Consider the following 18,264-nt stretch of genomic DNA (forward strand, 5'->3'; position numbering starts at 1 on the left):
AAGATGAGCCCGGCCGAACGCCGCGCCGGCCTTTCGCTGGCCGCGATCTTCGCGCTGCGCATGCTCGGCCTGTTCCTGATCCTGCCGGTGTTCGCGGTCCACGCCCACGGCATGCCCGGCGGCGACAACACCGCGATGGTCGGCATGGCCATCGGCGCCTACGGTCTCACCCAGGCCTTCCTGCAGATTCCCTTCGGCGCCGCGTCCGACCGCTTCGGCCGCAAGCCGGTGATCGTCGTCGGCCTGCTGCTGTTCGTGATCGGCAGCGTGGTCGCCGCCATGGCCCAGGATGTGCAGACGGTGGTCGTCGGCCGCGTGCTCCAGGGCGCCGGCGCCATCTCGGCGGCCGTCACCGCGCTCGCCGCCGACCTCACCCGCGACCAGCACCGCACCAAGGTGATGGCGATGATCGGTTCGTCGATCGGGCTGGTGTTTGCGGTGTCGATGGTGGCCGCGCCGCTGCTCTACGCGGTGATCGGCATGAGCGGGCTGTTCTGGCTTACCGCCGCGCTGGCCGTGGGGGCCATCTTCACCATCGTCTTCATCGTGCCCGCCGCGCCGCCGGTGCCGCGGGCCGTGGGGCGCTTCAGCGAGGTGCTCGCCAATGGGCAGCTGATGCGCCTCAACTTCGGCGTGTTCGCCCTGCACCTGATGCAGACCGCCATGTGGGTGCTGGTGCCGGCCGGGCTGGTGGCCGCCGGGCTGCCCATCGCCGAGCACTGGAAGGTCTATCTGCCCGCGGTGCTGCTGTCCTTCGTGGTGATGGTGCCGGCGATCATCGTGGCCGAGAAGCGCGGCAAGATGAAACCGATTTTCAACGCCGCGATCGGCCTGCTGCTGGTGGTCCAGATCGGGCTTTACGTGGAAGGCAGCGCCGGGATGTGGCCGCTGGCGATCCTTTTGACGCTGTTCTTCGTGGCATTCAATGTGCTGGAGGCCACCCAGCCGTCGTGGATTTCCAAGATCGCCCCGGCCCACGCCAAGGGCACGGCGCTGGGGGTGTACAACACGCTGCAGTCCGTCGGGCTGTTCGTCGGCGGCGCCCTGGGCGGCTGGCTGGCCCAGCACGTCGGGCCCGGCGCGGTGTCGCTGCTGGGCTGCGGGCTGGCCGTGGCGTGGCTGATCCTCGCCAGCGGCATGGCGCCGCCCCCGGCCCGTCGCGTGGCCGCCGCGGCCTGACCGCCCCAACCGAATTTTTGCCAGTAGACAATAACTAATGTCAGTCTGGCCCTAAACAAATCAACCTGTTAGAAAATGGTTGTAGACAATATTTTTTGTCAGTTTGCTTGAAGGATGGTGCTTCTTAATTTCCGTGGACATTATTTTTGTCAATCGCGGGACGAAAGCACCATTGGCTACCTTTCTCGGCATTGCTGTCCATTGTCGTAAAAACAGCAATTGCCGTTTTGGGCAGCGATTTACAGCAATATATTATTTTTATATCGATCCGAGCTCGAGTCATTCTCCGGCTGTATCCCATGCACAGAAAGAACCTGTGCACTGAACTATCGTGAATAAGTATCGTCTCGGGTGTGGGTTCTAGGCGAATCGCGCAAATGTGCTTGATACGGTAGTTTCTACCATTTCTATCCAAGGGCTTTGGGGCGCGTAGCTGGCGGCCCATACCGCCATGTTTGGCGGGTTGCCCCTATTGCCGAGAGTAACCATTAGGTATTTTTTTCTTTCTCCATGGAACGCCTCAAGGTAGTCTTGGGTCGTTCTCCGGTCTCGACCAGAGGGAGATGGAACTGGTTCAGGATGGGTATGCCACAAGCCTACAGCATGTCGACCGTACATATACTGCTTCTGACGGTCTCGGTCGGCTGCTGATGTATCCGGATTCCATGAGCATCGGCTACGGCGATCATCTGGATTTGGGCCGGTGGCAGCGGCGATCACCAGACCGGATGCATCGGGGTCGTAGGCGAATAGCTCTCCTCCTGCCTCCTTTTGCCATAGTCTACGCTGGGTGTGGGCGTACATGTAGGCTAGCGCATCGGAGGTAAAGAGGACGTAGTGGGTGAAAGCGTTATCAAAGAAAATTCGGATCGTCACGGGAAAGGGCGTTCCATTGTAAGGCCATCGTGTGGAGCTGCGTCTTTGGCCCACGTCCGGAGTACTAAGCCGGGCCAGTGTTTGTCCAGGAACCGCTGACCACGAACCCAGCTCACAATTCTTGAAGGTGAGTCACCACTGTTGCCATCGATGAGTTGCAGTGCATTCTCCACAATCAGCGCTACTGCGTGGGCGGCTGCTGCTGCAGTGTAACTCTGGAATCTGCTGCTACAACCAGGCTCCTGTCGCATAATCTCATCTGGCCAGGTGATTGCCTCGAGGTCCTTCATCAAATCCGATGAGCCTTGTATCCATGGGGTTTCCGAAGGCAGCATGCAGGCGTGTGCTGCTGCCACGTAGGGCTCCATCCAACCGATGAGTAACGGACATGGAGAGCTGGTCCGAGCGTGATCAATATGCCAACGAACATCCGGCTCTCCTGTCAGATCAAGGATGACGTCCACTCCACTCAAGGAATTTTTGGCTAGCCATTGTTCGGCGTTGGTTGCAACGGGTGTAACAACCGAAGCGGGGTATCCGAGATTGACGCGCTGAGCAAGTGCGACAGCCTTTTTTATGCCGATAGAATCCGCCCCAAGTAAATGCCGTCCGATGTTTGCAGGGACAAGAATTTCCGGATCAACCAGCGTAATGAAGCCAATTCCAGCCTTCGCTAGATGGTCTACTACAGGGCTTCCCAGCGCTCCTGCTCCAAAGACCAGGACGTGTTTGCCTTGGCGTTCGGAGACTTCTGGATGCTGGTCCCTACCGACAGTCCAAGAAGGGTCAAGACGCGAAACATCGAGGGGCAAAGGGGTTTTATGGGGAGGATAGGTCTTCTTACTGATACCGAGATCAACTACTGTGGCGGGGCCGCCCGGTAGCAAGTAGGCAAAAGCGCCCTCAGAATTACGTAACAAGACAATACGATGGATGCTGCGGCCACGCCGGCTGAGAGGATGCCGGAACTGCTGTCGTTGAGTGGGGCGAAGTCGTCCGTTGAGCAGTCTATCCAAATCGGATGCCGTCTGTGGCCAAGTCGAAGGCGTCAGTGTATGGGCAATCGGTATGTCGGCAATCAGTACTCGAATACGTTGGCTTGCGCGCTTGCCCATGGTCTGAACAAGCCGTCCGGTAATAGGAAGATCTTCATCGGCGGCAATAACAATGCGTTCTGGAACCAACAGAACGCCCTCCCGCACTGTGGCGCGGGAGGGACATTGATCAACGGCCCAGACGGCGCGCACTGGATCACGATGTGAACGGGTCCTGGCGACCTTGATAAACCAATAGTTCAAGGCTTCGCCAGCAAAATGATCATCTAGAGCACCCATAAGCCATGGCTCTAGAAACTGTTCTTGGTAGGCCTGCAGGAGCAGCAAGATACGCTCTTCGGATGAGTGGCCTTGCGCTGGGCCAGGATCTCCTTGGGTGCAAAGAACACCTGCGCTGTCCAAATGCGGTATCCGCAGAACTGCATCGGGGGAAAGAACGATTTGGGCTCGCTGATGCTGCGGAAAGCCTTTGGGTAAACGCAATTCCGCCCATTCGAACTCCCGGCCTGACTTAAACGGTGGAAGCTGGAGCCGATAAGCGGTGGCGCCTCCTCCACGACTTAAAGGGGTCTGGTCAAGGTCGGGGAAATCCTGGTGGACGCGGTGCAGATCCAAACCCACCAGGGAACCTTATGCCAGACCTGGCGTACGTGCAACTGCAGGAGGCGGCCGGCGACTGATTACCGAGAGGCCTGTATCGTCAGATTCTGCTCGTGCGGGGGGAATCCCGAATGCTTCCCTGACACGCTTCGAAATCTGCTGATGATCCGTGGATTCAAGGATCAGCTTTAGATCGGCCGCAAGAGTCTCACACCAAGTTACGAAGGCCTCGTAGCGCTCCCCGTCATCCTGATTCCAACGTTCCGCGAAGTTCTCACCTTCGACGGTCGGATTGTCTACGCGGTAGTCGCCATTCAGCTTCAAGATCAAGTGGGGCATGAGTGAGGCGAGTTCGGTTAACACCTCCACAGGATGCTCGAACGAGCGGCCGAGTTCGGCGAGGCCGCGGTAGCACGTAGTGAGAAGCGTGACGATGATGATCGAGATCGGCTTGAATTCGGCCTCAATAATGCCGCGGCGCACGCAGATGTCCCGGTGGCGCTTGAAAAGTCGGATGGCGACCCGCAGCGTATCGGTGATTTCTACTTCCTGCCCCGGGACCGGTGCAATGTCGGCAGCCGCCTTTGTAAAAGCGGCCTCCATTACCACCTGACGGATGAGTGGCAACTTGGCCGTGTCATCGAGCCACTTCGTGATGCCTTCAGGATTCGAAGTTTTCCATTTCTCAGTCGGGCAATCGACCACGGCGAGAGCGGTGCTACGATATTCCGGCGCAGCACGGTACCTAGGGGCCATCACATCTAGAGTCTGCGGGGGCACCGTATCTAGTGGGACCGAGGGGGTGAATTCAAGATAAAAGGGCCTCTTGATGAAAGGAATGTTCCAGCAGCGCTTCTTGGCCGTTGCCTCAAGTTCTTCCAGCGCCTCGCCGATTGTCTGAAAGAATCCCATGGGGTCCCGGGCCGCGACACGGGAAATATCTACCCGGCACACGGCATCAATGTCGAACTTCTCATTAGCATTTGGGGAGCGGATTAGCGTCTGAGTACTTGCCGACCCCTGCGGCAGAATCTTGATCGCCTGATCTGGCCAGTGCAGCTTTTCAACCAGATGCTTGGCCACCTCGTTATAGGCATCCGCGGCTTCGGCGATTTCCTCTGGGCGTACGGTGATATGGAGGTTGGCCTCGTTTAATGCCCTGGCCCATGGGCTGTACGCAAGCAGAACCTCAGCCCCGGAATCCATGGCGAGTCCTTTCCGCAATGCGGTCAAAGACGCGACGGATTCGGCGAAGCGCACCGGGCGGTTGCGTTCGGCATGTTGTACCAAAGCTGCACTTTTCGTGAGGGTCATTGTGTCGCGCTCCTTACCGGATGGAGATGGTGATAGGCCGTCCGTCGTCGCAGCTTGCAGACACGTCATGACCAGTTATCGAAAATGCCGGGACGAACTTATCGTTTCGGCCAGCTCGGTCGTAAATAATGTATTCAGGGTGATGGCCGGCTTGGAGCATCTGGCCGAAACGGAAAACAGTACTTGGTGGGCTGATTGCGATCAGGTGTGCCTTTCGTGCCCGCATCACGTCTTGAACATGATTGATTGTCTTCCTGGCTACATGAGAGAACTGATCGAGGTCGGCGGGGTGACTTATGCAATCGAAGCGGGGACTCTGAAGCGTAATACGTAGCCAGGGTAGGCTGCCCCCAGCAATTTTTGGCGCCAGTTCGGCAGGCATTGCTTCGTCATCGATTCGAGCCGTCAGCTCAAGGGTGATGAGAACTTCGTCGCTCCGATTGGTCGGCAACGCATTGACACTGAACGTATTGGCGGGAAGAGGGCTAGTGTTCGGGTCCCAGGCCCAGGTGGCTCGTTGACGGTGGTACTGGAATACTTGAATAGCACGTGCCTCACCCATAATGCGGCCGGCCAGGACCATTGTTGCAATGTGGTGAAGCGGGAAGACCGCGAACTCCTCCGCTCCAGATATACCAGGATCGTTGAAGCTACTCACCAATTGCCGGATATGGCTTTCGTGCTCCCGGAGATAATTAGCCCAAAATCCGGGGGTATTTCGCTCATCCCGTTGTGTGGTGCGGCGTATGTAATGAAGCACGCCGGGTTGCATGGCGCGCCCCGTTGCCAGGATGGCCTCGATAAATTCGGATTCTTGAAAATAAGTTGGAACCTGGGCCAGGTTAGCGTGTAATGTAAGCGCTTTGGCGCGAGGAAAGGCGAGAGAGTCCAGATAGCTGCGGACTAAATCCCGGTGGGATTGACGCATGGCGTAGAGCATATCGGCCGGGTACTGGTCGGGCGCGAATGAGTCAATCAAGCGGTGATGCTCGTCGCACAATAACATTACGTTATCCGGGTCATTGGAGCGCTGATGGGACTCCGTTGCCGAGCCCCGAGGACCGCGTGGATCAGATGCGATGATGTGGGCGAGGTACCCAACACGAGCCGACCCCTTGTAAAACGGCACATGCGACAAATCCCTTGCGCAGCCCTCAAACATGCACCGTGCGCCGGCATCTGACCAGACTCGCTGGGCTGTTTGGGGCGTGATATCTTGTCCTCGTCCTGCGATGCGCCCTAGAAGCTCCTGGCGCATATCAACTAAGCCGTTTACCGCAATAGGAGAATCCACCGGAAACAATATCCAGGAAGGATCGATAGTGCGCGCATGTGCCAGGGTGGTTTGGGGCAATTCGAGATGCTGCAGGAGGCTACGGGTCACCAGCTTCTTGAGAACCTTTTTTGTTTCATTTTCCGGATCAGCAGGATGAAGGGTTAGGTTCGGGTCGGACAGATCTGCGACCTTGCAGAGATAAGAACCGTGCAGATAACCCACTCGGCGGTTCGCCCTCCAGCAGGCGTCAAGCCAAGTGGCAAGTTCTTGATCTGCTAGGTTGTCCGGCGCGGGGGTTGGATTTACTTGAATTGCTGGCAGTAGAGCGTTCGTCATGTTGTTATTCGTTCTCTTTGCGACCGCTACTAGCTGGAAACAACCCACATGTGGTCGGGTGATGTGATTTCAATAGCTGGTTATCTGTTTTTTTTCATTTGGCATTGGATTCCGATGGCACTCTGGGGTGCCAGAACTCCTGTCGATTTATTGAGCGATCATTCAAAAGCGAAGGAGCCGCTTCCGGTCTTTTTTGTAGCATTTGACGGCGAGAAGAAGAAAACCAGCCAAGCTGGCCAACGCAGCTTTGTCATATCTATGGGCAATTTTTTCGCGAACCACATCGGTTAGCGGGGCCAGTATCCCGTGTATCTCCAGATGGCTGGTGAAATAGTCTCCCGCTACCATTGTGCCCACAAAAAATGCCAGTCCGAAGATCACAGCAAGCTGGGTCTTGGTTGAGTAGGCCAGCACAACCAGAAATTCATTCAAGGCTTCACGCATCGTTGTGGCCCTCTATCCAATCAGCGGAAGGGACTTGGCTGTCGTAAAGTCAAGCGCGAGGTGAATCAGGTATGCCAATACGGCAAGCATGCCTACACCCTTCAGCAGCGATTCCAACTCAGTCTCGGTTTGCCATTGGTTTAGTTGGTACAAGCAGGTACCAAGGAGTGCGGCGAATGCGAGGCTATGGAAAATTGCACGATGATTCGGGGAGGTCGCTGGCTCAAGAATATCTGGAAGATTCGTGAAGAACGCGGCAGCTGCGCTTCCCAGTAGTGGTTTGATCGTGGTGGTGCCAGTTGCAGTCTCGCGTTTTGCCAAATAAATGCCGGCCGCAGCGCCAGCGATGAGCTGGTGAGTTGTACGGTTCACTTTTTGTGCTCCTTACGAATCCCTTTGAAGGGATCACAATCTTCTTGCTGGTCCATGAACTGACCAGTCCCCGCATTTCGCTTGATCCAGGTTTGGGTGACTGGGTTGAAAACCTGCGAGCGATCACGAACAGCGCCACGGCGGGCGTTGTCACCGATAGGAGGATTTTTGGCCATTTAGAATTCGTTCCTGATTAGGCGTCAATGGTGTGTGTCCAGCCGGGAAGGCCGTTGTTAGATAGGTACTCCACCAACGGTGGGCTGCCAAAGAATTGAATTCGGCTGCCTGACATAAATGCTAGGGCTGACTGATCAACCTGCAAATTCGCACCTCTTGCTTTCGCCGTCAGTTGGGCGAGCAAACTGGCGTTGTCGTCTGATGAGCCGGATGATGAGCGAGCATCGAAGACTGCAAAGTTGATCCAGCCACCACTTTGGGCACGCTCTCTAAGGTGTGCAAGATTAATCCTCATTCATTTCTCCTTGTCAGAAACAATTCCGAATGTGAGGACATTGTTGCGGGGGTACTAGCTCAAGGAGTGACCTACTGAGGGGTGGGAAGAAAATTTTTTTCCAATGCTGCGTTTAGCATGGCACGTAGCTTTTTTCTCAGTTCCGGTGGAGAAATTACCTCGACCTCAGGGCAGTGGCGAAGCAAATCCATAATCAACTCTTGATCGTTGGAGTAAGGAATCTCCAGTAGGTAGCTACCATCTTCAGTGTGTTCACTCCGCTGATTGTGATGCCACGTTTCCTTGCTCACCCATTGAGCGCGTTCTGGGGTGAATTTCAACTGGGCTTGTTTCGTGGCTGTGCCGGCAAAAATGCCGTAGCCACTACGGAAGTGATCCTCCATTTCTTGGCCGCTTATTTCGACGGCGGGCTCATCGAGTACTTTTACAGACAGCATCGCGTCGAGCGAAAACGAACGAAGCGCATTTCTGTGGTGGCACCAAGCGTCAAGAAACCAATTCTCCCGATAGTGCACGAGCTGCTGGGGGGAAATCGTCCGATCCGAGCTTTCTTTTCGCTCCCGATTCCAATATTTCAATTGCAGGCGTTTGCCTTCGACCAGTCCGCTGGAGACTTGTTGGAAATGCTTGGTCTCAACTCTGCGCGGTGCAAAATGAATTAATCGGATTTTGTTCTCGATTGGGCGAGCTGATGACGTTCCTTCGGCCAGCATGCTTCGAAGTCTGGATTTAAGTGGGGCAATATGGTCCTCCAATAATCCTGGTTGGACGCCTTCTACGAGGTGAAGCATAGTTAGGAGCGCAACCACTTCCGAAGAGTCAAACCAGACTCCAGGTAGCTCAAATTTTCCCCCAACCGCTAATTCGTCATTAATGACCCAACCGCGCTTCGATCTATCCCATTCAAGAGGACATCCAAGGCGATCTTGAAGAAATGCGAAGTCCCGCTTGAGTGTCGCTTCGGACACCTCCAAGTTCTCCTTGAGGAATGCCATGGAAGCTGACCCTCTCTGGCGAATGAAGCGAACAATCTTCGTAATACGCTCAATACTCACCTTGGACATTACCAATGCCTCTTTCTGGATGAAGGATGGTTCTCACGATTTTATTATGTTGAAGTAATAATGTGATTGTTGTTTTCTGGCCTGTTTGAGCCTTGGTAGTAGGGTGATGCCAAATGCTCGGCGTGCTATTCCTTTAATCCGACTTTGGCCATGAATTCCGCTTCGGCAGGATCGTGGGTGTTACCGGCAAACGCCTAGTAGTGGCCAGCAACTCTCAGCTACTCTTGTTACCATCCCGGGGTACTTATTCATCATTCTCCACGGCCTGCCTGAGGAGCGACCTGCCATGAGCAAGATCGAACACAACCTTGAGCCAACTATCGGGATTCATTCCGATATTCCGTTATGCGATCCTGTCGCAGATGAATTCGGCTATGTCGGCTTTGCCAAGCAGGTCGCTACTGCAGTCGTGAAAACGCCAAGCCCTCAAGGCCTCGTTATGGCCATCCACGGACCTTGGGGCACGGGGAAATCCACCCTCCTTAACTTCGTGAAGCACTATCTGCAGGAGGAGAAAGGTGGCTCGAAGCCGCTGGTCATCGACTTCAATCCCTGGTGGTTTGACGATAAAAACCAGCTGGCAGGACAGTTCTTGGCGCAGTTATCCACCAAGCTCAAGCTTGGCCCCTCCAATGTCCAGAAAGCTGGCGACCTGATGGCCGAATACTCGGGGGCGCTAGGCAAGGCGGTGGCTCTCAGCACTGGGCATGTATGGGTCGATGTGCCAATTGGCATCCTGCTCAAATTCTTCAAGCTGAAACCGAAGGACGTTCCCAAACTTAAGACGGAAATCACGACAGCGCTGCGTGAAGGCAATCATCGAGTCGTATGCATCATCGACGACATCGACCGGCTGACTCCTACCGAGATTCGCGAGGTGTTCAAGGTCGTGAAGGCCTTGGCCGATTTCCCGAATCTTGTCTATCTCCTCTCCTTTGATCGTAAGGTGGTTGCCAATGCCTTGGCCGGGGCGATGGATCTAAACGGGGAGGCGGGAGGCGAAGCCTACCTGGAGAAAATCATCCAAGTGCCCTTCCATCTGCCAGCGGTCGACCGCGTAAAACTTCAACATAAATTGTTCAGTGAGTTGAATAGGCTGTTGGTAGGGGCGGATATGCAACTCTTCGACCAGGCATACTGGGGCAACATTTTCTTGGAGGGGATGGCGCCCCAGTTGACCAAGCCCCGGGACATTGTGCGGTACGTCAATGCACTAGCCGTAACCTTCCCGGTACTGCGCGATGAGGTGAACATCACCGACTTTTTTGCTCTGGAGTTCCTCCGGATCAACCAGCCTGATCTGTATGAAACCATCCGGGACAATGTTCAATGGTTTGCCGGCCGCGATCAACGCGGACTCACGGCACATGAGCGGACAGAGGAACGGGAATTCCACCAAGCATGGGCGGCGAAACTGGATGAGTCGGTCCGGTCAGGTATCCAAGCGATGATGGAGAGGCTTTTTCCTCGCTTGGACGATATGGGGAGAGGAGCTGAGGTCGAGTCGGAATGGCGAAAAATGCGGCGTGCTGCCGCTCCCGAAATGTTCCCCAATTACTTCCAATTCGCTGTAGGTGCTGACAGGCTGAGTCGCAATACGATGATTTCCTTTATCGATGGCCTCGCAGACCAGGACAGGACAGAGGCGACATTGCTCGATGCAGTGAAGATGAAGCGATCTGACGGCTCCTCAAAAGCACGCGATTACCTCGAATACTTCCGCGACTACACAAGCGAGATCGATTCGGCCCGGGCCATCAATATGCTCCGCGTGCTGGCGAAGATCGGTGACAAGCTAATCGTAAAGGGCGACGAATCCTACGTTGGCGTTTCGCTCCCAAGCTCAGTCCGGCTAGGGTGGGTGATGCAACATGCACTCTCGCGAGTTCCTGAGGACAAGAGAGATACGGAACTGATCTCCTCCTTCAAGGATGGCGAGGCCGTGACCTATCTGTGTGAGGCGATCTCCATGATAGAAGCATGCCACCAGAAGCCGGTTACCTACGGTCCGGCTGCTACGCTAACAGCCATCAAACCGGAAACGCTGGTCGAGCTGAAAGGAATTGCGCTCAATTGGATCGAACTGGCGGCTACCAGGGGGCAACTTCTGGCAGCCCCCGAAATGGTTAGTTTGCTCGTCCGGTGGCGTGACTGGCGCTCGATCGAAGCCCCTCGGAAGTGGATTGACAATTACATCATGCCGGATCGGAAGAATCTGCTAGCCTTCCTGGAGCACTTCCTGCAGTCATCGACTACCACAACGTTTGGCGATCGAGTCGGTAGGGTTTCTTATTCCCTCGGTTTGAAATTTTTATCCGACTTGATTGACCTGGCAGAGGTAGATGGTCGCCTAGTACCGTCAGTCCAAGGTGAGCGACAAACCGATACTCAGGAGTTGGTAATCGCAATTTTCCAGAAGCAGTACAAGCTATTCAATAAGGGAAAGGATCCCGATGCCTTTATGTTGCGCATGGGGATTGACGACGATGAGGGATGAGAATGCCCTGCATGTGATGCTGCCGCGTCAGCGCCTTTGTCGTTCATTGCTGTAAAAACAGCAATCGCTGTTTTGAGCCTCAATTTACGGCAATGCCGTGTTCGAATTTTGGTAGATGTCAGTGTTATTGTTGATGTGCCGGATGGATGGTAGTCATCCCTGATGCTCTCAGAACATGAGGAGGTAAAGTCAAAATGACGATGCGTACATATCGCCACTTCGTCTGTCCCAACGGGCACCGAGGAGAAGAAAAGACTTCAGAAAACGATCAACCCTACTCTAAGCACTGGGAGCAAGTCACGCTCACAGGCATGCGGGCCGCTACATCGATCCAAAACGGGGAGGGGGAGCGTTTTGTGTGTCTGCAGTGCGGAGCCGATATGATCCCTGCAGCGAGCAGTAGTGGCTAAGGAGAGCTTGTCGAGCACTCGATAATTGAATGTAATATTGATTTTTCCGAAACGCGTGCACCTTGCTCAAGGAGCACGCGGCGAACCATGCTGCTATGTCGCTTCAAACGGATATCGGAGATAGCTGTTTCCCGCCTTAGAGTATCCATCGATATTTCCATTCCAGAACTGATCAAACGTCGAACGCCCCAAGTCACTTTACGCTCCAGAAATTGATCTGGCGTTTCGGCAAGTTCCTCGAGTGCCCTCGTGGTTATTGGAAAGCGTTCCGGCTCAGCGTGGTATTTCTGGAGTGCTCGATGACGGCTCAGCAGCATCGATTTGGTGATGCGTATCGGTCGCTCTGCACTGTTTTGCATGTCCATGGCAGCTTTTTGGACAGCCTCGGCTAGCGATATGTCGATTGCCGACCAGTCGTTGCGTTGCGGGCGCTCGCTGCCAGAAGTCCGGGAGGCTTGAGGTACATTCTCAAAAAACCACTCCCGATCCTTACTCAACATGAAGTCGTAGGCACCAGCTAGCTCGTTGCTAATCGTCTGCCGGGTGGTACTCGGATGATCCTGTAGAAAATCCTGAATACGTTTCCGGTGGAAGTCTCGCCGATTGATCTCTGTGGCATTGCGGTGATGAACAGCGAGGTTCAGGTCATCTAGTTCAATAAGCTGCAATGTCCAGGCACCGATTTCCTGGCTGCGGAGAATTTGGTCTTTCTCCACGCCTTGCCGCAGTAGTTCCCGGGTTTTGTCGAGACGATCTTTTCCGATCCGAACTATGGCCGCCGGCGAGAGTGGAATAGTGATTCCTTGATTGCGGGCCTCGATGGCTACTTTTGAACTCGATAGATTTAGATGTTCGGCACACGCTGAAATCCGATGGTCGTGTTTAATCAGCAATTCCCGGAGACCCAAAGCCCATTGAGGTGTCGATGCGGTAGGCGTTGGCGATGTTATTGTTTCAAGGCTGCGCGGGTTGTCTGAGATATGGTTGTTTTCAAATGCCTCGACGGAGTCGAAGGCGGCCCCCAAAATCAGTAGACCAACAATCGTTGGGAGGCGCTTTCCGTCAGGATTGATTGGTAGGCTGCGTCGGATCCAGGCGGACGGTTTGCCGCTGGGGTCTCTGGCTGGATGATTGATACTTCCCAGAAATTCGTTCCCAAAACGCAGCTCGATTCCTTTTGCCAAAAGATCGTAATCAACGAGCGAGCCGCGGCAGAAGCCTGCGCGGAGAACGCCGTCACGCAGCCGGTTACGTCGGTCAAATGAAGTGTCTGCGGCATTCAGCAAATATTCACTTTCGTGGGCCAGCCAATACGCTGAATCGGTGGATGCAATGGCATTCTGAAGATTGGATGCCGCAAAAGATTTGCAAAGGCATTGCCCCGGCATCGTCAGTTTCTTCCCTCTAAGAGGATAGTGCCCACAGGTGACGCAGCCGTCTGATAGGAGTTCTTGGTGTTTCCAACAATGGGTAACTCCAGGGAGCTGGTGTACCACCTGGAAATAGGAATGCCCTGGCTGGAGATACTGTTCTTGCAGACAACTTAAGCAGAAGCGCGCGGAAGGAGCCGGCACAGGAATTCTGTATGTCGATAGCCCGAGGCTGAGCAATATCGGCTGAGTATTGTCTGCTGCAGCAAGCAGTTTGGCGCTTAAGAGGCGTTGATCTTCAGTATGAAAGTAAGTGAAGTAGGGCAGCGCCGTGTGGCTTCTGACCAGCTCGTGAACGTCGTTCCAGGGGTGCCCATGCGGCATTGCTCGGGAGATACTTTCGAGATACCCCGGCAAGGCCGAAAACAAGGTTTTAGTCAGGCGCTGACCGGTGAGTATGGGCAGCAAATGCTGATTTGCGATCCCAAGGCGTTCGATACATCGCCCTACAACGGAGAAGACCGTTTCCCCCGGTGCTGGCACCGGGAAGAAGGGCATCCGGACGTTATGGATCATGTCGCTCATTGCAGTGCTTGAGGCAGTCCTGTGTCAGGTGCTGTTACTGCTTGAAGCAGCGTGGCAGCATCAAGCTTTTCTTTTCGTTCTTTGACCACGGCTTTCTCGACCGCGTCCATGATGCCGAGAGAACGCTCTTGATTCGCAGCCATCTGAGCATGGATTTCCTCAATACGGCTTAGTAATGGATCGACTTTCAGTCCATCAAATGCCTTGGGGTAGAGGTCGTCGTATTGGGAGATGATCGATTGTTTTCCTGTGCGCAGGGCATCAATAATCGAATGGAGGGGTTTGAACCGCTGGTCATAGACTTGCTTAATCAAGTCCTTCGTCAGTTCCTCTTTACCACTGTCAATAGCTTCGATTTGAGCAGCGATGAACAGAGTGATCATGACTCCGGTGATTCCTTGGCTCAGATCGTAAAGTAGGTCTCTCATGGGCTCGCTGAAATCCGTGGGTTTTGTGACCCACTGGTAGCTCCAAAGAATTTCGCACAACGCCGAGAAGTCTGGATCATCTGGCGACTCAGGACGTTTCAGTTCGTGGTAGCCCCCTTCAACGATTCGACGTGATGTACTGACGTCGGATTTGAGAATCTCGGCGGCGCGAGGTGTGCCCACCAGAATGATGGGCACACGTAACTCATCGCGCATGTTGATCAGCATGGCGATGAATTCACTAACATCTTTTGGAGAACCTAGTAGTAAGTGCTCAACGCAGTCCAAAATCAGTGCGCCGACGTGGTGAGAGACGACTATTCTGCGCAATTCGCTGAGATAGTGAGTTCTCGTCATGGATTTGTCGGCGAAGAATTTTGCATAGAGCGGCATGCCGAGCAATGCGTCGGTGTAATCCCCATATGCCTTGCAAAACGCCTTGGCTGAACACTGATCAGGCACATTTCTCATTAGGTAGAGAATTTGGGTTTCAGGGAATGCCTGACCTCGATAGGAACTGTGGCGAATAACGGGTTTCCCAAGCATGCTCATGCATCCCCGAATAAGTGTGGATTTGCCAATCCCAGGGATGCCGCACACCATCGAAATGGTCGATAGCCTACCCGTGCCGGGGTCGATCACGGGGACAAAATAGGACTGAGTGGCTGCATGATGGAGGTATTGTTGGCCAGCCGCATTCATGGGATTTCGGGTCGAATACCCATCGAATACCTGAATGGCGAGGTGGTTCAGAAAACGAACATGCTGGGTTGTCGGAAACAGAAATCGTGAAAGACGAGCCGGCAAGAACATCCGCATAGCTGCCGGCAAATTCCGCTCGCCCTCATCGAAAATTGGCAGGGATGATAGCCGCATGATGGCGTCGTCCTGGTTATACGGAAGTTGCGCCAATGCTTCGATTAAGGGGTTACCTGAAAACTCAGGCAGGGGGTATGACGTGTACGTTGGTTGGTTATTTATCCAAGGGTGCATTTTTCTTCTTCAAGAGTTCGAGGGCGCGCTGCCCTACTGATTTGGCCGGTTGGGCAGAAGAGGCGGAGGAAGTTTGTACGAGGTGCGGTGCCGGCTGGGTAGCCTTTACCGCCAATGCAGTTGCCAAGCTTTTCTGCTCCGCCAGGAGCCGTTTTGAGCGGTCTGCGGCAATCTCGACGGCAGTGTTCTGGTTGATGGCCTGCTTGGAGTTGCTTTGCTTGGTGGTGGCCTTTGCAACTTTTGCGCGGGTAACGGCGGCCCTAGCCCTCTTGTTGATGGCTGATGCTTTCTCGTGTTTGTTGGAGATATTGTTTTCCTCGGCCTTGCTATGCAGGTCTTCAGCCTTGAAAAGCTGCTGTTCAATTTCCCAGAATGAGGTGTGAAGTCTTAGGACGTCAGGGTTGTTGTTGAGGGCATCTGCCCAGTCCTGCTTGAGTGGGTCGAGGTACCGTATACGATCGCCAACCAGATCGTCATATCGGATATCGATGGGGAAATTCCCCTGAGTTGTAGCTTTCGCCAGCAGGCCGGATTCGAGAAGATCGTTGGAAACGTAAGTCTGCTTTTGATATCGAATTCCTTCTGGAGTGACAGTTGCCTGAGCGCGAAGCATCAATTCGTTCTCCGCAACCTTGTCAGGAAGCACGCGGGTAAAGCCGGTCCGATTCTTTAGGCCCCAAGCGAATAGGCCACCGTAAGTAATTGCTTCTACACCTGCTTTGACAGCGTCTGCAGGTATATTCTCGACAGGGACAGGGTCGTTGTTCAGGTCGAGAATGATCTCGACGATCAACTGCTCCAACTCCATTAACGTGTAAGCTGCTTCCTTCTTTCCATCTTTCTCACGACGCTGCGGGTTCTTTTTGTGTTTTCCCGGTTTGAGATAGAAGTTGTCGCCATGCTTCACCTTTTCGAACTTTCCTTCTACCGATCCCTTTCGCTCTGGGCACATGGGCGGCATGATTTCGACTTCAATCCCAATTTCGGGAACTACGCCTGCCTTGTCGCTGACGAACTCTCCACGATCGGCCGCCAACCTAGTTGGCAGATGCTGCGATACCCAGTCCTCGTCGCCATAAGGGAGCTCAAGGCGTTTGAAGACCTTTGATTTCGGTGTGAAGCAGTTGTAAAGGGCTTTGGCCGCCAGAAACCAGCTCGGGGGCTCTAGGGATAGGGCATACCCGACGATGGATCCCGACCAGACATCGATGATGATGTACAGCGTCGCTTCTCGCATGAGTTGAGCGGGGTTGTACCGCGAGACAAGCCGAATCTGAATACGGGTCGCATCAATCTCATATCTATAACCCGGTCCGGGAACGCCATCTCTGGCACGGCCGCGCCGAACTGTACGTTTCCTGCGGGGCTTCGCGTCTCTAGGCTTTGTCTCTCGATCTCCTTCGGTTTCGCGCAGCAGTGTGATGATGTAGTGGAATTGCCGTCGAGATGGAAGCTCGCTTGGAGGAAGCAGCAAATCATCGAGCTCGACTTTCTTGCCCGATACTCGAGTCGCCTTTTTCCCGTTGGAAAAGAACTTTTTCTTGGTGAGGACAAAGGCCTCTGCTTCGGTGTACGCACCGTTCAAATAGAATTTCTTTGCGCCTTTTATCAGTTGCTCTCGGACCTGGCTGAGTGGCGCTGAGCCCCGGTCTTCCTTTTCAGTATTGCGGGGTTTAGGGCCTCGTTTCTGGGTTCCAGGGTTTTGCGGCGTTACGGCAGGTCTCTGCGCTTTTTTGGGGCCGAGAAAGGCCATTTCGACCATTCCGCCCCAAAGGTAATCGTAAAATTGGCGCTGAATCGTCCGGACGCTGACCGAGTCACGCTTGGCAATGCGCTCAAACTCCCTGTTCCGGTAACCCGCGTCCATGACCATGTTCAAATCAGCCATGGTCGATTGCATCTGCTTACTGACAGCCTTCAGACGTTCCTTTTTTTTGTCGGAGAGCTTGTCTTTAGATAACGGAAGATTGGTGTCGAACTTAGTGACTCGGATGATCCCGTTGTCGTCCTCATCTGGATCAATCGACGCCAGCGGGAGGAGATACGGAGCCTTGAGCGGCCAGACGTCAAGCTGAATTAGCCCAACGGTCTTTCCGTCATGAGAAATGCCGACAACACGGACGATGCCGTCGATGGATGTCGTCCGGTCCGGCGCGGGCATGAGGACTTCGTTTAGCTGAAGCATGGCACCTCCTGGGCCTCCAATGCCTTCAGGAGAGGAAGTCGGTACTCATGACCAAATTTGCCGCTGTCTAGGTCGACTGGCAGAGATTTGGTCCAGATTGAGCGGCCGAGCAGGCAGAAGCACTCATCGCCGGTTAGGTCGAGCTGAAACGATGCAGTGAGCAAAAAATCGTTGAGCGAAATGCAATCGCTCCAAATGGCGAGGGCTGTTTGAACAAAATCCGCCATCCTTCCGTTCAAATAGTCTCGTTCACGGGAAACCATGCAGCCGCGGAAGAACACCAGATTGTGAACCTTGTTCTCCGGGAGTATTTTGTCGGTGACCAGTCGCCACTCGGCATTTCGGGCTTCCCAGTAAACCTTTTCCAGTAGGACTTTCTCAAGGGTGCGGGTCGCCTCCGGATTTGAGGGATCGACGTCGCTTGCAACCTTGCAGCACAACACGACCAGAACGATTTCATCCCCTCGCCTCACCGAAAGTACGAGATCTGAGGTGAGAACCCGTTGTGCGCCGGTTGCGGAATAAATTGGATGATCGATTCCTAGCTTCACCGCAATGTGCCGGGTTTCTTCGCAGGGGAGGAGTGCAAATTGCTCTCGAATTTCGATCACGAGGTCCGAGTATTCGGCTAGTAGATGGTAGTGATACTCGACATCCGAAAAGTAATGATGTGTCCTGGGGATTTTGAGACCCTCCAGCGCCGTGGATCTTCCATCGGAGGGAACGTCGCGGATGTAGAAGAACGGCTTGTAGGCCAATCCCCATCCTTGGCCGTATCCTTGTTTTATCCAGCGAAGGACTGCTTTTT

15 protein-coding genes are annotated in these 18,264 nt (G+C 54.3%); 2 read left to right on the plus strand and 13 right to left on the minus strand.

Going from position 1 to position 18,264, the window contains the following annotated elements; translation table 11 throughout:
* Positions 1–3 precede the first annotated feature (3 nt).
* The gene (locus tag QQK25_RS07810) at positions 4–1,179 is read left to right on the plus strand and encodes an MFS transporter (protein ID WP_284187481.1); all 1,176 of its coding nucleotides are present in this window, start codon (positions 4–6) and stop codon (positions 1,177–1,179) included.
* Positions 1,180–1,539: 360 nt separating this feature from the next.
* Here the strand turns inward: QQK25_RS07810 and QQK25_RS07815 are convergent, their stop codons facing one another.
* The 9 genes from QQK25_RS07815 to QQK25_RS07855 all read right to left on the minus strand — a co-directional run bounded on the left by QQK25_RS07815 (position 1,540) and on the right by QQK25_RS07855 (position 8,988).
* On the minus strand, positions 1,540–1,983 hold the full coding sequence (locus tag QQK25_RS07815; protein WP_368736549.1) for a Mov34/MPN/PAD-1 family protein: 444 nt from the start codon (positions 1,981–1,983) through the stop codon (positions 1,540–1,542).
* A 68-nt stretch (positions 1,984–2,051) separates the two neighbouring features.
* Positions 2,052–3,731, minus strand: coding sequence for a ThiF family adenylyltransferase (locus QQK25_RS07820; RefSeq protein ID WP_284187438.1), 1,680 nt, complete (start codon positions 3,729–3,731; stop codon positions 2,052–2,054).
* Positions 3,732–3,740: 9 nt separating this feature from the next.
* Entirely contained in the window at positions 3,741–5,024 is a 1,284-nt protein-coding gene (locus tag QQK25_RS07825; RefSeq protein ID WP_284187439.1) for a nucleotidyltransferase domain-containing protein, read from the minus strand.
* A gap of 13 nt (positions 5,025–5,037) precedes the next feature.
* Entirely contained in the window at positions 5,038–6,636 is a 1,599-nt protein-coding gene (locus tag QQK25_RS07830; protein WP_284187440.1) for an SAVED domain-containing protein, read from the minus strand.
* A gap of 162 nt (positions 6,637–6,798) precedes the next feature.
* On the minus strand, positions 6,799–7,080 hold the full coding sequence (locus QQK25_RS07835) for a hypothetical protein (protein WP_284187441.1): 282 nt from the start codon (positions 7,078–7,080) through the stop codon (positions 6,799–6,801).
* Between the two features lie 12 nt (positions 7,081–7,092).
* Entirely contained in the window at positions 7,093–7,452 is a 360-nt protein-coding gene (locus QQK25_RS07840) for a metal-dependent hydrolase (protein WP_284187442.1), read from the minus strand.
* Entirely contained in the window at positions 7,449–7,628 is a 180-nt protein-coding gene (locus QQK25_RS07845) for a hypothetical protein (RefSeq protein ID WP_284187443.1), read from the minus strand. Before QQK25_RS07845 ends, QQK25_RS07840 begins: the two co-directional genes overlap by 4 nt.
* A gap of 17 nt (positions 7,629–7,645) precedes the next feature.
* On the minus strand, positions 7,646–7,924 hold the full coding sequence (locus QQK25_RS07850) for a hypothetical protein (protein WP_284187444.1): 279 nt from the start codon (positions 7,922–7,924) through the stop codon (positions 7,646–7,648).
* 71 nt (positions 7,925–7,995) lie between these two features.
* Positions 7,996–8,988: a helix-turn-helix transcriptional regulator gene (locus QQK25_RS07855; RefSeq protein WP_284187445.1), complete on the minus strand. Its 993-nt coding sequence runs from the start codon at positions 8,986–8,988 to the stop codon at positions 7,996–7,998.
* A 286-nt stretch (positions 8,989–9,274) separates the two neighbouring features.
* Here QQK25_RS07855 and QQK25_RS07860 point away from each other — a divergent pair, with 286 nt between their 5' ends.
* Entirely contained in the window at positions 9,275–11,485 is a 2,211-nt protein-coding gene (locus tag QQK25_RS07860; RefSeq protein ID WP_284187446.1) for a KAP family P-loop NTPase fold protein, read from the plus strand.
* 406 nt (positions 11,486–11,891) lie between these two features.
* Here QQK25_RS07860 and QQK25_RS07865 read toward each other — a convergent pair whose 3' ends face one another.
* The 4 genes from QQK25_RS07865 to QQK25_RS07880 are packed head-to-tail and all read right to left on the minus strand — an operon-like array spanning position 11,892 to position 18,214.
* The gene (locus QQK25_RS07865) at positions 11,892–13,850 is read right to left on the minus strand and encodes a TnsD family Tn7-like transposition protein (protein ID WP_284187447.1); all 1,959 of its coding nucleotides are present in this window, start codon (positions 13,848–13,850) and stop codon (positions 11,892–11,894) included.
* Complete coding sequence (locus tag QQK25_RS07870) at positions 13,847–15,271, minus strand: TniB family NTP-binding protein (RefSeq protein ID WP_284187448.1); 1,425 nt, start codon at positions 15,269–15,271, stop codon at positions 13,847–13,849. Before QQK25_RS07870 ends, QQK25_RS07865 begins: the two co-directional genes overlap by 4 nt.
* Positions 15,252–17,456 (minus strand): TnsB C-terminal domain-containing protein, encoded by a 2,205-nt coding sequence (locus QQK25_RS07875; protein ID WP_284187449.1) that lies wholly within the window; start codon positions 17,454–17,456, stop codon positions 15,252–15,254. The genes QQK25_RS07870 and QQK25_RS07875 overlap by 20 nt, the downstream gene beginning before the upstream one ends.
* Positions 17,444–18,214: a TnsA endonuclease N-terminal domain-containing protein gene (locus QQK25_RS07880; protein WP_284187450.1), complete on the minus strand. Its 771-nt coding sequence runs from the start codon at positions 18,212–18,214 to the stop codon at positions 17,444–17,446. The genes QQK25_RS07875 and QQK25_RS07880 overlap by 13 nt, the downstream gene beginning before the upstream one ends.
* Positions 18,215–18,264 lie beyond the last annotated feature (50 nt).

The organism is Zoogloea oryzae (genome assembly GCF_030161255.1).
Classification (GTDB): Bacteria; Pseudomonadota; Gammaproteobacteria; order Burkholderiales; family Rhodocyclaceae; genus Zoogloea; species Zoogloea oryzae.

Coding starts and splice junctions, on each gene's coding strand:
- QQK25_RS07810 (WP_284187481.1), top strand. CDS start 4: ATGAGCCCGGCCGAACGCCGCGCCGGCCTTTCGCTGGCCGCGATCTTC.
- QQK25_RS07815 (WP_368736549.1), bottom strand. CDS start 1,983: ATGTACGCCCACACCCAGCGTAGACTATGGCAAAAGGAGGCAGGAGGA.
- QQK25_RS07825 (WP_284187439.1), bottom strand. CDS start 5,024: ATGACCCTCACGAAAAGTGCAGCTTTGGTACAACATGCCGAACGCAAC.
- QQK25_RS07830 (WP_284187440.1), bottom strand. CDS start 6,636: ATGACGAACGCTCTACTGCCAGCAATTCAAGTAAATCCAACCCCCGCG.
- QQK25_RS07835 (WP_284187441.1), bottom strand. CDS start 7,080: ATGCGTGAAGCCTTGAATGAATTTCTGGTTGTGCTGGCCTACTCAACC.
- QQK25_RS07845 (WP_284187443.1), bottom strand. CDS start 7,628: ATGGCCAAAAATCCTCCTATCGGTGACAACGCCCGCCGTGGCGCTGTT.
- QQK25_RS07850 (WP_284187444.1), bottom strand. CDS start 7,924: ATGAGGATTAATCTTGCACACCTTAGAGAGCGTGCCCAAAGTGGTGGC.
- QQK25_RS07855 (WP_284187445.1), bottom strand. CDS start 8,988: ATGTCCAAGGTGAGTATTGAGCGTATTACGAAGATTGTTCGCTTCATT.
- QQK25_RS07860 (WP_284187446.1), top strand. CDS start 9,275: ATGAGCAAGATCGAACACAACCTTGAGCCAACTATCGGGATTCATTCC.
- QQK25_RS07865 (WP_284187447.1), bottom strand. CDS start 13,850: ATGAGCGACATGATCCATAACGTCCGGATGCCCTTCTTCCCGGTGCCA.
- QQK25_RS07870 (WP_284187448.1), bottom strand. CDS start 15,271: ATGCACCCTTGGATAAATAACCAACCAACGTACACGTCATACCCCCTG.
- QQK25_RS07875 (WP_284187449.1), bottom strand. CDS start 17,456: ATGCTTCAGCTAAACGAAGTCCTCATGCCCGCGCCGGACCGGACGACA.